Here is a 12611-nt window from a genome sequence, read left to right as displayed (position 1 = left end):
CGCATAGTGGTGCTGGCGGGCTGACGCCCGCCGATGCCGCCAGGCGGGTTGTGCAACACCGCCCAGAGGGGCACCATACCAACCCCGGACTCCAGTTATGACTGGTAGAGCTTTGGGGAGCACGTCAGTAGGAAATAGGAACGTAAAAACCGGGCCTGGATGACCGTAACTGGGTCCTCAGGGCATCACTGCTCGCTGTCGCGGATTCGCATCGTATCGGCTTCTTTTCGGAACGGACATTTGCGACAGCCCAATGATCGCATTTCAGTCAGCCGTCGGCACGGTCACAGCTGTCGCGAAACTTAGGCTTTGCGCGACGGGGTGACGGCATCAGTCACAGTTTCGGGGGCGTGCAGATCGTCGCTGCCGCACGACGCGAACTCGCTTCGCCTGAAGCACAGGATTACAGCCGAGCTGCAGCATGCTAGGACGGTGACGAATGCGCACGCTGCTCCCCTTCCTTGCCTGCCTGATGCTGGTGCTGACCGGTTGGTCGGGCGTGGCACATGCGACAGAGATCGCGGGATCGGTCGAAGCTTCCTCCAGCGAGATGTTTGCGCATGTCGATGGCGATGGCGATCAGGTGCCCGCGGATGCGGACAAGGGCTATCCGCATCACCATGCGAGCTGTCACGGGCACGATGTCGGCACGCCGTTTAATGGCCGGATGACCGTTCCCGCGCGGATAGCTGAAAACACGTTCGGGGTGCGAACCTTCCCGGCTGTCGCTCCTCACGACGGCGAACAGGCGCTTCGACCACCTCAGGCCTGACGCAAGCGATCGGGCGCGACGCGCGCCCAGGTTCGTATCGTCAGGAGCATCATCAATGCATCGCATCATCGCGGCCGTTCTGGCCGCAGGCGCATGTGCCTCATCCGCACACGCACAGACTAGCCCGCCTACCGGCACGGCGCCGGTTCTTAGTCTTAACGACGCGCTGGCTCGGGCTGGAGCCACGCCCCCCGCGCAAGAAGCAGCCGCTGCCGCTATCCGCGCAGCCGAGGCGCAGCGTCGGGTCGCCAATCTTCGACCCAACCCGTCGATCGTTGCCGAAACCGAGAATGTCGCGGGATCGGGCATCTACCAGGGCCTTCGATCGTCCGAAACGACGGTAGGGCTGGCCTTGCCGCTGGAGCTGGGTGGCAAGCGTGGCGCCAGGGTGGCGGTCGCATCGGCGCAACTCAGTCGGGTAGCGCTCGATGCGGAGATCGCCCGTGCCGATCTACGGCTACGGGTGACGCAGGCCTATAACGAAGCCAGCGCAGCCGAGCGCCGGCTCGTAATCGCGCGTTCGCAGGTCGGCATCGCAGCCGAAGCCCTGCGAGCCGCTCAGGTCCGGGTGCGCGCCGGACGCGCGTCACCGCTGGAGGAGCAGCGGGCGGATGTTGCCCGGATTGCGGCCGAAGGCGCGGCGGAACGTGCGGCGCGATCCGCGGAGGTCGCATCCGGCAATCTCGCGCGATTGCTTAGCACTCCCGTTATTGCGCTCGACATGAACTGGTTCGATCGGGTCGAGGGCGGAGGACCGCCACGTCCGATAACAGGCGGTTCTACCTTGGCAGCGGCAGCAGCTCGTGCGGACCTGTCGACCGCGAGCGCACAAATTCGCCTCGCTCGCAGCCAGCGCGTTCCCGATGTGACGGTCAGCGCCAGCGCGCGCCGTCTCGAACAGACGAACGATGTCGCGGCCGTTTTCGGCGTCTCGATTCCTCTTGCTGTCTTTAACCGCGGTCGTGCTGCGATGGCCGTCTCGACGGCTCAGCGCGACCAGGCCGACGCCCTTCGGCGTGTGGCGCTCCTTAATGCGGAGCAGGCCATCGCCCAGGCACAGGCGGAAGCCGCGAACGCCGCTACGACCGCGCGTAATGCCAGCGGTCCCGCGCTCGCGGCCGCACAGGAGGCGGCCCGGATTGCGCGCATCGGCTACCGCGAAGGCAAGTTCGGGCAGCTCGATTTGCTCGATGCCGAACGCACCCTTTCCGACACCAGGGCGGCCGCGATCGACGCGCTTGCCGCCTACCACGACGCACAGGCGCGCCTTGAGCGGCTGACGACGCCCGCGCCTACAGTCACGGAAGACAATCGATGAAGAAGCTGATCCTGGCGGCGCTCGCGCACGTGACCCTTGCCGCCATGCTGCCGGCGTGCGGAGGTCCTGCCAAAACCAATGAGGGTGGAGAGAAGGCAGAGACGGAGAAGGCAGAGGGTGCCGAAAAGCCCGGCGATCCGAACACCGCCGTCCTTTCCGCCCAGCAGATCGCCGATGCCGGCATCGAGGTAACCCGCCCGACAATCGGCGGGGTTGCCGGTGCGATCGAAATTCCGGCTACCATTGAGGGCGACCCGCAGGGTGTCCAGGTCGTATCTGCGGCGATCGGCGGACGACTGGTGTCGCTGACCAGGAACCTCGGCCAGTCTGTCGGCCGCGGCGATACGCTGGCGATCATCGAGAGCCGTGAGGCAGCCTCGCTGAAGGCCGAGGTAGAGGCAGCGCGCGCACGTTCGAGCCTTGCCCAATCCAATCTGCGTCGCGAACTGCGCCTGTTTTCGGAACGTGTCTCCCCCGAACAGGATCTCGTCGCAGCGCGCACGGCCGCGACCGAGGCGAGCATCGCGCTCCGGCTTGCGCAGCAGCAGCTTTCCGCAACCGGCGGGGGAGGCGGAGCCCTCAACCGCATCGCCGTCCGATCGCCCATCGCCGGACAGGTCATCGCGCGATCTGCGACGCTCGGCCAGCAGATCGCGGCCGACGCGGAGCTGTTCCGGGTCGCAAACCTTTCGAAGGTGACGATCACGACGTCGCTTGTCCCGGCAGATGCCGGTCGGGTGCGTCCGGGCACGCGGGTCGAGGTAGTTTCGGCGGGTCGCCGCCAGGAAGCGCGTGTGACGTTCGTGTCGCCGATCCTCGACGAGACGACCCGATTGGTGCCGGTGATCGCCACCATCGATAACCGCGGCGGGCAGTGGCGGATCGGCGAGACGGTGACCGCCTCCATCCTGTTGCCAGCAATAGGCGACCGCTCGATCGCCGTCCCTTCCGCAGCCGTCCAGATGATCGTTGACAAGCCGTTCGTGTTCGTGCGGACCGCCAATGGCTTCAAGGCAACGCCGGTGACGCTCGGGCGCACCAACGGTGGCAACGTCACGGTCGTCTCTGGCTTAACCGGCGACGAGCGTATCGCGTCCACCAACAGCTTCACGCTCAAGGCCGAACTCGGTAATGGCGAAGCCAAGGACGAGGACTGAGCCATGATCGGTCGCATCGTCAACTTCGCCGTCGAGAAGCGATGGCTCGTCCTCCTTCTTACCGTCTCAGGCGCGCTGGCAGGCATCTTTGCCCTTCAGCGGCTGCCGATCGACGCCGTTCCCGACATCACCAACAACCAGGTCCAGATCAACGTCGTCGCGCCTGCCCTGTCACCCGACCAGATCGAGAAGCAGGTCGCCTTCACCGTCGAAACCGCACTCGCTGGTATTCCCGGCCTCGAATATACCCGCTCGCTCAGCCGTAACGGCTTCGCTCAGGTGACGGCGGTGTTCGATGAGGGCACCGATATCTACTTTGCCCGCCAACAGGTCGCGGAGCGACTACGTACCGCCGAGGAAAGCCTGCCCGAAGGCGTGAACCCCGAGATGGGGCCGATCGCGACTGGGCTTGGCGACATCTTCATGTGGACGGTCGAGTTTCGCGAACTCGATCAGGTCAATCACCGCAACGGCGAGCCGGGGCTGCAAAAAGATGGCAGCTACATCACGCCCGAGGGCGACCACCTCGTCAGCGAACCGGACAAGGCAACCTATCTCCGGACGGTTCAGGACTGGATCGTCACGCCGCAGTTGAAGAGCAGCGCCGGCCTCGCGGGCGTCGACTCCCTTGGCGGCTACACCAAGCAATATCTCGTCGTCCCTGACATCCAGCGCATGGCGGCGATGCGGATCAGCCTCCAGGACCTCGCCACGGCGCTGGAGCGGAACAACACCAGCGCAGGCGCAGGCGTCGTCAATCGCAACGGTGAAGGGTTGGCCGTCCGCGCTGATGGCCGCGTCCGCAATGCCGACGAGCTGGCCCGCACCGTCGTTGCCACGCGCGAGAGCGTGCCGATCCTGCTCAGTCAGATCGCGACGGTCAGGACGGGGCAGGCGCTGCGCATGGGATCCGCATCCGAGAACGGCCGTGAGGTTGTGGTCGGGACGGCCGTCATGCGAGTTGGCGAGAACAGCCGCACTGTGTCGACGGGTGTAGCCAAGCGGCTGAAGGAGATCGGTGCATCGCTTCCAGTCGATGTCGTCGTGAAGCCGGTGATGAACCGCACCGAGCTGGTCAACTCAACGATCGCAACCGTGGCCCGCAACCTTGCCGAGGGCGCGGTGCTGGTCATCGTGGTGCTGTTCCTGCTGCTCGGCAATTTCCGGGCCGCACTGATCGCTGCGCTGGTCATCCCGATCACCATGCTGCTTACCAGCATCGGCATGCTCCGGGCGGGGGTGTCGGCGAACCTGATGAGCCTTGGTGCGCTCGACTTCGGCCTGATCGTCGATGGCGCCGTCATCATCGTCGAGAATGCCTTGCGCCGCCTTGGCGACGCGCAGCACGGCCGTGACGAGCCGCTGCCCCTTGGCGACAGGCTGGCCATCGTCGCGGCTTCCGCCCGCGAGATGATCCGCCCGTCCGTCTATGGGCAGGCGATCATCATCCTCGTCTACGCGCCGCTGCTCACCTTCTCCGGCGTCGAGGGCAAGATGTTCGAGCCGATGGCCCTCACCGTCATCATCGCGCTGGTGTTCGCCTTCATCCTCTCGCTCACCTTCGTGCCCGCAGCCATCGCCATTTGGCTGAGCAAGCGCGTCGATGAGAAGGAAAGCCGGATCATCGGCTGGCTGCGTCGCCGCTACGAGCCGGGTCTTGGCAAGGCGATGCGCCGTCCGACCGTGACCGTAGGCGTCGCGATTGGGGCGCTGGCGCTTGCGGCAGCCGCCTTCACGACGCTCGGACAGGAGTTCCTGCCCCAGCTCGACGAGGGCAACATCCTCGTTCAGGCGGTGCGCATCCCCGGAACGTCGGTCGACCAGAGCCAGGCCATGCAGTTCCAGGTCGAGAAGATGCTGGCGAAGCAGCCTGAGGTCCGGTTCGCCTTCTCACGGACCGGCACGTCGGAAATCGCCAGCGACCCGATGCCGGCGAACGCGACCGATACCTTCGTCATCATGAAGCCAAGGAGCGAATGGCCTGATCCCGGTCTGCCCAAGGAAGAGCTGATCGAACGCATGGAGAAGCGGCTGTCGACGCTGCCGGGTAACGCCTACGAGATCACTCAGCCCATCCAGATGCGCTTTAATGAGCTGATCGCAGGCGCGCGCGGCGACATCGCCGTGAAGGTGTTCGGCGACGACTTCGGTGCCATGAACGCAACCGCCGATCGCATCGCCGACGTGTTGCGCAACACTGCAGGCGCGGCGGACGTGAGGGTCGAGCAGACCGAAGGTCTGCCAATGCTCGATATCCGCCCGAACCGCATGGCGATGGCGCGGATCGGGGTCACTGCCGGCGACGTGCAGGACACCGTGGCGGCAGCGATCGGAGGCCGTGAGGCAGGCGTGATCTTCGAGGGTGACCGGCGCTTCCCCGTCGTGATCCGCCTTGCCGAAAGCTCGCGGTCAGACCTGACGGAGGTGGCCCAGGTGCCGGTGCCGACATCGAGCGGTGCTTTCGTGCCCCTCTCGACGGTCGCGGACATCGCCGTTGTCGATGGCCCCAACCAGATCAGCCGGGAGAACGGCAAACGTCGTGTGGTGGTGCAGGCCAACGTGCGTGACCGCGATGTGGCGAGCGTCGTTGCCGATGCGCAGGCATCAATCGCGGCCAAGGTGAAGCTTTCGCCGGGCACCTATCTGGAATGGGGCGGCCAGTTCGAGAACCTGGCATCGGCACGCGACCGGCTCATGATCGTCGTGCCGATCTGTTTCGCTGTCATCATGCTCCTGCTCTATGGGGCGCTGGGATCGGTCCGTGACGCGGCGCTGGTGTTCACAGGCGTTCCGCTGGCGCTGGTCGGCGGTGTGCTGGCGCTGTTCCTGCGCGGCATGCCCTTCTCCATCTCCGCGGCAGTCGGCTTCATTGCTCTCTCCGGCATCGCGGTCCTCAACGGGCTGGTGATGGTGTCCTCCATCCATGACCTGATGCGTCAGGGCATGGATCGGGCGCAGGCGGCGCATGACGGGGCGCTGGCCAGGCTTCGGCCGGTTGCCATGACGGCGCTCGTCGCATCGCTCGGATTCGTGCCGATGGCGCTTGGTCACGGTGCCGGGGCCGAAGTGCAGAAGCCGTTGGCGACTGTCGTGATCGGCGGGCTGATCTCAGCGACGCTGCTGACGCTGTTCGTCCTGCCCACCCTCTATGCCCGCTTCGGCGGGTGGACCCCGGCTGACGCGGAGCTGCCAGCTAAAAACAACCATCTGCTCCAGGGAGAGCCAGCATGAGCGGACACGATCATGGTTCGGGCGGACACGCCCACGACCATACGGCGGGAGCAAACGCCAAGATGCTCGGGTGGGCACTGGTGCTGACCACGGCCTATCTCACCGCCGAGGTGGTGGGTGCGTTCGTGTTCAACAGTCTCGCCCTCCTGTCGGACGCGGCGCATATGCTCACCGACGTGGCAGCGTTGGTGATCGCCTTGATGGCGATCCGGCTTGGACAGAAGCCGGCCGATGACAAGAGGACGTTCGGCTACAAGCGGTTCGAGATTCTGGCTGCGGCGTTCAACGCGCTGCTTCTCTTCGGCGTCGCAATCTACGTGCTGGTCGAAGCGGTACAGCGCTTCCGCGAGCCGGAGGGCGTGCAATCCACCGGCATGCTGATCGTCGCTGCGATCGGCCTCGTCGTGAACTTGGCCTCCATGAAGCTGCTCACCTCGGGCAAGGACGCCAGCATGAACGTCAAGGGCGCCTACCTTGAGGTCTGGGCGGACATGATCGGTTCGGTGGGCGTAATCGTGGGGGCGCTGGCGATCCGGTTCACCGGATGGACGTGGGTCGATCCGATCGTTGCGGTCGGGATCGGGTTATGGGTGCTGCCTCGGACTTGGGTGCTGCTGCGCGATACCACCAACGTGCTGCTCGAAGGCGTACCCGGTGGGATCAAGCTGGCGGAACTGCGCGCCAGTATTGCCGGCCTTCCCGGTGTCGCCGGGGTTCATGACCTTCACGTCTGGTCGATGACTATGGAGGACGTGAATTGTACCGCGCATGTCACCCTCGCCGAGGGCGCTGATCCCGACACCGTTAGGAGAAGCGTCGCCGCGACGCTCGATAGCCGTTTCGGGATCGAACATTGCACGATCCAGACCGAGGGTGCAGCCGAGGGGTGCGGAGATTCAGATCATCTTCATCCGTGAAGGCGGTCCCGTCATGAAGCGTGCGCGCTGGACAGAGAAAGCCGATACGGAGCTTCGCCGACGCATCGCCGCCAGACAGCCTTTGGCAACGATCGCAAAGGAGATGGGGCGGACGATCGATGGTGTGAGGGGCAGGTGCGCGATGTTGCAACTCACCTTGCCGTCTCCGACGCGTCCTTGGCGCGAGACGGTGAAGCGAGGCCTGCAGCCGTTGAAGCCGGTGCCTCCGCAGGCCGAGGGTGACTGAAGACAGGAGCGATATCTCGCCTTGGCCCTTTCGGCACATTAAGTGCCTGTCGGTATTTTCCAAAACTAACCTAGACACGGGATTGGGGAACGCTTGTATATTCCCGTATCCCGTTCGTTTGCGAGAAGTTACGCCTGCGCCATGCTTTCAATCTGACGCAACAGCTTATGCGGGTCGAATGGTTTAGGCAGAAACCGTGCTTGTGCGGGCAACTCGCTTTCCGGGATCGGTGCATTTCCGGACACGATGAACAACACGGTTGGCGGGAAACGCTCGCGGACATAATGCGCCAGCTTCACGCCGTCCATCGATCCCGGCATCTGCACGTCTGTCAGCACGGCCCGGATCTCCTTGTGTCGGTCGAGAATGACGATGGCCTGATCCGCGTCCTCCGCGTCGAATACGCGCCATCCGGCGTCCGTGAAGAAGTCGACGAGGTCGAACCTGACCAATGCCTCATCCTCGACAATCAGGATCGTCCTGCTGCCGATCGGTGTACTCTGACCCACGCTCAATTTCCGATCACGATGGCGGCATCTTGAAGGCGCGCTTGTAACTCGAAGACCAAACCTTCCGGTCGGTACTCGGTTGCAGCCTTGCCGCTGAAATAGGAGCGCAGCGAGCGCTCGATCAGGACCGAGCCGAAACCTTTCCGCTCGGGCGGTGTGACCGGTGGTCCCCCGTTCTCGCGCCAGTACACCGCCAGCGTGGCATCTGCTCCGCCTCCATCGATGGACCACGCCAATGTCACCACGCCCGTCTCATTCGACAACGCGCCATATTTGGCCGCATTGGTCGCCAGCTCATGGAGCGCGAGCGCGAAGGCCACCGTCACTTCGGGTTTCAACGTCACCCTTGGACCGGACAACAGGATGCGTTCCCCGATACGTCCGTGTGGCGACAGGGCGCGGTTCGCAAGCTCGCGCAGATCGGCTGATCGCCACGACGTGCCGGTCAGCACAGCCGTCGCCGCTCCCAACGCCACGAGCCGCGCTGACAGGCTCTGGCTTGCCGCCTCGGCTTCGGGAATGCCGCGCAGTGTCTGCGCGGCGACTGATTGCACAACCGCCAGCACGTTCTTGAGGCGGTGTGCCAGCTCGCCGTTCATCAGACGCATATCGTCTTCGGCCCGGCGTCGTTCGCGAAAGTCGCGGGTCACGGTGCCGTAGCCGATCAGGGCCCCGGCCGTATCGGTAACGGGGAATACCGAATAGAGAACCGGGATCAGCTCGCCGCTCTGGAAATGCCTGAAATTCAACTCGCCGGCCCACTGACCATCACGTTCCACCGCCGGCAGCACCACGCGCGTGACCGTCTCGACCTGCTCGGGTGGGAAGAAATCGGCGATGGTGAGCTGGGTAACGTCGGTGCCGTCCAGACCGACGAGCCGCTTGGCTGCATCGTTCACGTAGAACACGCTGCCGTCGGTCCGGGCCATGCCGATGAAGTCGGTGCTGTTTTCAGCCAAGCGGACGAAGCGATCACGCTCTTCCTCGCTCGCGCGCAGGTTGGTGATATCGCGGGATACCGAGAGAATGCGATCGGGCCGACCGTCTGGCCCTGGGATGGGGCTGACGGCGACGTGCCACCATTTCGGTGTGCCGCGGTAGGTGTCGGCCTTGCCGATAAAGCTGCGCGCCTCGCCTCGCTTTGCCGCGTCGACTGCGCTCTTGGCTTCGCTGTTGCCGGCGCCCTGCCAGAAGTCAGGCCACGGGCAGCCGGCAACCTCGTTGAAGTCGCTGATCTCCATGACGCGTTGCCCGCCTTCGCTCATGAAGGTCAGCTTGCCGTCAAGATCGAGAACCTTGATGCAGTCCGTCGAGCTGGCCAGCACGCTGGACAGGAATGCTTGCCGATCAACCGCCTGTCGCTCGCTCTCAACCAGCTCCTCATTCAGGCGACGCGCTCGATGCAAGGATGCCCGCAGCTCTGCGGTCAGCATGACGAGCCCGAACATGACAATGAGGAACAGCGATGCTGCCACCCATTGCTGTCGAGGCACCCAGGTCGGATGGTCGAGGGTGCCGAGTGACACGATCCCGGTAGCGGTCGATAGACCGGCTGCAAACAGGCCCGGCCCCTTGCCCATCACCAGAGCGATACCGATCGTTGCCGGGATAAAGAGCAGCCAGGGCAAGGTGTCGGGTACGAAGAGGACACGGCCCCATCCGATCGCCACGACCAAGGCTGTGGCGATAAGGTATCGCGCCGCCCCCGGCAGTTGGAGTTGCAGGGACCACGCCACGATCCGGTCGAAGAAGCGGGCAGGCTGGATACGGATCATCACGGCGTCCAAAGGCGGACAAGCCACCTGGCGCATCCTCACCTAACGCGTAGCAAATCAACAGCTATTCGGAAAAGAGGCCGATCCGGTTCAGCGCTGCCTGGTCGCGATTGAGCGGTCAGATGAACCATGGGCGAGACCACAATTTGGTGTAAGACGTAGCGTCAAGGTAACGCGACCGATTTGCATGCGACATCAATGGCTAGGCTCGACCCGGCGCTTGGCAGCGGTGATCCGGTGGAATGGCCTTGCTGGAAGAGGGGTTCTAGGTGCCAGAGACACATCATGGCCATCGCATGCAGGCACTGGCGGAGCTGGCTGTGCTGGACACGCCGGCCGAGCAGGCGTTCAACGATCTGGTTCTGATCGCCAGCCAGGCGTGCGACACGCCGATTGCGCTTGTCAGTCTGCTTGATGAGGACCGGCAGTGGTTCAAGGCGCGGGTCGGGCTCGACGTGTGCGAGACGGAGATCGGCTACTCGGTATGCCAGCTCGATATCGACCGCGCTGAGGTTCTGGAGATCGTCGACCTTAGCCAGGACGAGCGGACACGTACCAACCCCCTCATCACTGGCGAGCGGGCCTTCCGCTTCTATGCCGGTGCTCCGTTGGTCCTGAAATCAGGGGCGATCGTCGGCCGCCTGTGCGTGATCGACACGGTGGCGAGGCCTGATGGACTGTCTGCCGCCCAACGCACTTTGCTGTCGGCACTCGCCCGGCAGGTCAGCGATCATCTCGACCTGCGTCGCATGGCGCAGTCGAGTGCCCGCATGGTCGAACTGCAAACGGCGCTGATCGAGATCGGCGAGGCAATCCGCCGCAGCGAAGACAGCGCGGCGATGATCGAGCGCTCTGCGGCCATTGTCGGTCGCGTGTTGGAGGTCGACCGTGCCGGCATCGGCTTCGTTGATGCGACAGTTGAGCATGTCGATTTCGAAGCCGACTGGACCGCACCCGGTGTGACGAGCATCGTTGGTCGACATCGCTTCGACGACTATGGCGCCATGCGCGAGGATCTGGCTCAGGGCCTGCCGATCGTGATCGAGGACGTCAACACCGACGATCGAACGATGGCCGATCCCGGCAGCATGAAGGCGGTCGACGTTGCTGCGCTCGTCAACATGCCGGTGCGGCACCTCGATCGAACGACCGCAATCTTCGTCGTGCATTCGTCGATCCCGCGCTGCTGGACGCCGGAGGAACTATGGTTCCTGCGCAGCACCGCGGACCGACTGGAAGCCGGCGTGTCGCGCTTTCGCGCCGAGCAACAGCAGCAGATCCTCAATGGCGAGATCAGCCATCGACTGAAGAACATGCTGGCGATGGTGCAGGCGATCGCCAGCCAGACGTTGCGCGAAATTCCCGAACGCGGCCCCGTTGAAAATTTTGAGCGCCGTCTGATCGCGCTCAGCGCCGCGCATGATGTGCTGCTCCAGAAAAGCTGGGCTGACGCTGATCTGCGGAACGTCGCCGAAGCGGTGCTCGACACGGTGGGCTTTGCAGATCGGGTAAATCTCCAAGGTCCGCCTGTCCCGCTCGGTGCGCGCGCTGCGCTTTCCTTCTCACTGGTCGTGCACGAGTTGATGACCAACGCCTGCAAGTACGGGTCATTGTGTCAGGAAGGTGGGCACGTTGACCTCACCTGGTTGATTGCCGACGAAACCGACCTCCTGGTGTCGTGGCGCGAGAAGAACGGACCGCCTGTGGTTGCGCCGACCCGCCGCGGCTTCGGCTCCAAGCTGGTAAGGCTGGGTCTTGTCGGAACGGGCGGCGTCGACCTCCGTTATGAACCGACCGGGCTTGAGGCGGATATGCACGCTTCAATCGATCATTTGGCTATGGGTTGAGCGATAGTGTGCGTGTGTGATCGTCCAACCAGACCCCTTGTCCTTATTGTCGAAGACGAACCGCTTCTCCGCTTATTCGCGGTCGATATGATCGAGGATGCAGGCTTCGATACGGTCGAGGCGGCCAACTCGACTGAGGCAGTGGCGATCCTGGAAAGTCGCCCGGATATCCGCATCGTCTTCACCGACGTGGATATGCCGCATGGGATCGATGGTATCCGCCTTGCGGCCTGCATCCGCGACCGATGGCCCCCGATCAAGATCATCATCACTTCAGGCAAGCCACTACCTCAGCGTGTGAGCATCCCGGCAGAGACAGTCTTCTTTCCGAAACCGTTCCGGCAGGATCGGGTAATAGAAGTCCTGCGGCACATGGCTGCCTGATATAGCTGGCCTATCAATTCGGTCGCGATACTTGCGGGTTCCATGATGTTGAACGGCGCTCTAGCTTCGTTTCGCTCCCAATAGTGGTCAACCAGCTGCGCGGCGTATGGGTGTACGCTGTCCCGTTTTCCGATCCCTTTCGGGACGGACCTGGGGCTGTTAGGCAGAGAGCCGTTCCCAGCGTATCGACGACTGCTTCGAACATGAACGAATGTCGGATGTCGGGAAGCCGGCGGGGGCCTCCGGATGACCGTTTCTGGGTCACCTCGCCAGATATGCAAGGTGTTGCGCGGTCGATCCAGTCATCGTAGAGATTCACCGCTGCGAAAAAACGGCGGGATGGTTACGTCCACCCTCCGCGCGCACGCCGGTTCTCGCCGGCCAGCGGCTCCACTGATGTCGATGCAGGCACGCCTGCGGGACCAAGGAGCACGGATATATGCGAGAGAACGTC

9 protein-coding genes are annotated in these 12611 nt (G+C 63.8%); 7 read left to right on the top strand and 2 right to left on the bottom strand.

From position 1 onward, the window contains the following. Positions 1 to 439: 439 nt before the first annotated feature. The 5 genes from BRX43_RS18920 to BRX43_RS18900 are packed head-to-tail and all read left to right on the top strand — an operon-like array spanning position 440 to position 7395. Positions 440 to 772 (top strand): hypothetical protein, encoded by a 333-nt coding sequence (locus BRX43_RS18920; protein WP_125996624.1) that lies wholly within the window; start codon positions 440 to 442, stop codon positions 770 to 772. Between the two features lie 55 nt (positions 773 to 827). Further along, positions 828 to 2090, top strand: coding sequence for a TolC family protein (locus BRX43_RS18915; protein ID WP_125996623.1), 1263 nt, complete (start codon positions 828 to 830; stop codon positions 2088 to 2090). Next, positions 2087 to 3247 carry an efflux RND transporter periplasmic adaptor subunit gene (locus tag BRX43_RS18910; protein WP_125996622.1) on the top strand — a complete coding sequence of 387 codons (1161 nt, stop codon included), beginning with the start codon at positions 2087 to 2089 and terminating at the stop codon, positions 3245 to 3247. The genes BRX43_RS18915 and BRX43_RS18910 overlap by 4 nt, the downstream gene beginning before the upstream one ends. 3 nt (positions 3248 to 3250) lie before the next feature. Beyond that, positions 3251 to 6478 carry a CusA/CzcA family heavy metal efflux RND transporter gene (locus BRX43_RS18905; protein WP_125996621.1) on the top strand — a complete coding sequence of 1076 codons (3228 nt, stop codon included), beginning with the start codon at positions 3251 to 3253 and terminating at the stop codon, positions 6476 to 6478. Then, positions 6475 to 7395, top strand: coding sequence for a cation diffusion facilitator family transporter (locus BRX43_RS18900; protein ID WP_125996620.1), 921 nt, complete (start codon positions 6475 to 6477; stop codon positions 7393 to 7395). Before BRX43_RS18905 ends, BRX43_RS18900 begins: the two co-directional genes overlap by 4 nt. Before the next feature lie 375 nt (positions 7396 to 7770). On the opposite strand, the gene BRX43_RS18895 is transcribed toward BRX43_RS18900, so the two are convergent. Together BRX43_RS18895 and BRX43_RS18890 are read right to left on the bottom strand one after the other, a co-directional pair. Further along, complete coding sequence (locus tag BRX43_RS18895; protein WP_125996619.1) at positions 7771 to 8151, bottom strand: response regulator; 381 nt, start codon at positions 8149 to 8151, stop codon at positions 7771 to 7773. Positions 8152 to 8153: 2 nt separating this feature from the next. Then, on the bottom strand, positions 8154 to 9926 hold the full coding sequence (locus tag BRX43_RS18890; RefSeq protein ID WP_241215077.1) for a PAS domain-containing protein: 1773 nt from the start codon (positions 9924 to 9926) through the stop codon (positions 8154 to 8156). Positions 9927 to 10222: 296 nt separating this feature from the next. Here BRX43_RS18890 and BRX43_RS18885 point away from each other — a divergent pair, with 296 nt between their 5' ends. Together BRX43_RS18885 and BRX43_RS18880 are read left to right on the top strand one after the other, a co-directional pair. Continuing rightward, the gene (locus BRX43_RS18885) at positions 10223 to 11773 is read left to right on the top strand and encodes an HWE histidine kinase domain-containing protein (protein ID WP_125996618.1); all 1551 of its coding nucleotides are present in this window, start codon (positions 10223 to 10225) and stop codon (positions 11771 to 11773) included. A gap of 6 nt (positions 11774 to 11779) precedes the next feature. Further along, complete coding sequence (locus BRX43_RS18880; RefSeq protein WP_125996617.1) at positions 11780 to 12157, top strand: response regulator; 378 nt, start codon at positions 11780 to 11782, stop codon at positions 12155 to 12157. The last annotated feature ends 454 nt before the right edge of the window (positions 12158 to 12611 follow it).

Origin of the sequence: Sphingomonas sp. S-NIH.Pt15_0812, from assembly GCF_003951315.1 — a bacterium.
In the GTDB taxonomy this organism is placed as follows: Bacteria; Pseudomonadota; Alphaproteobacteria; order Sphingomonadales; family Sphingomonadaceae; genus Sphingomonas.
Note: the sequence above shows the minus strand (reverse complement) of the source record. Positions and strands in the feature narration are given on the sequence as shown.

What these genes read in the sequence shown, in the direction of transcription:
- BRX43_RS18920 (WP_125996624.1), top strand. Translation starts at nt 440, where the DNA reads ATGCGCACGCTGCTCCCCTTCCTTGCCTGCCTGATGCTGGTGCTGACC.
- BRX43_RS18915 (WP_125996623.1), top strand. Translation starts at nt 828, where the DNA reads ATGCATCGCATCATCGCGGCCGTTCTGGCCGCAGGCGCATGTGCCTCA.
- BRX43_RS18910 (WP_125996622.1), top strand. Translation starts at nt 2,087, where the DNA reads ATGAAGAAGCTGATCCTGGCGGCGCTCGCGCACGTGACCCTTGCCGCC.
- BRX43_RS18905 (WP_125996621.1), top strand. Translation starts at nt 3,251, where the DNA reads ATGATCGGTCGCATCGTCAACTTCGCCGTCGAGAAGCGATGGCTCGTC.
- BRX43_RS18900 (WP_125996620.1), top strand. Translation starts at nt 6,475, where the DNA reads ATGAGCGGACACGATCATGGTTCGGGCGGACACGCCCACGACCATACG.
- BRX43_RS18890 (WP_241215077.1), bottom strand. Translation starts at nt 9,926, where the DNA reads ATGATCCGTATCCAGCCTGCCCGCTTCTTCGACCGGATCGTGGCGTGG.
- BRX43_RS18885 (WP_125996618.1), top strand. Translation starts at nt 10,223, where the DNA reads ATGCAGGCACTGGCGGAGCTGGCTGTGCTGGACACGCCGGCCGAGCAG.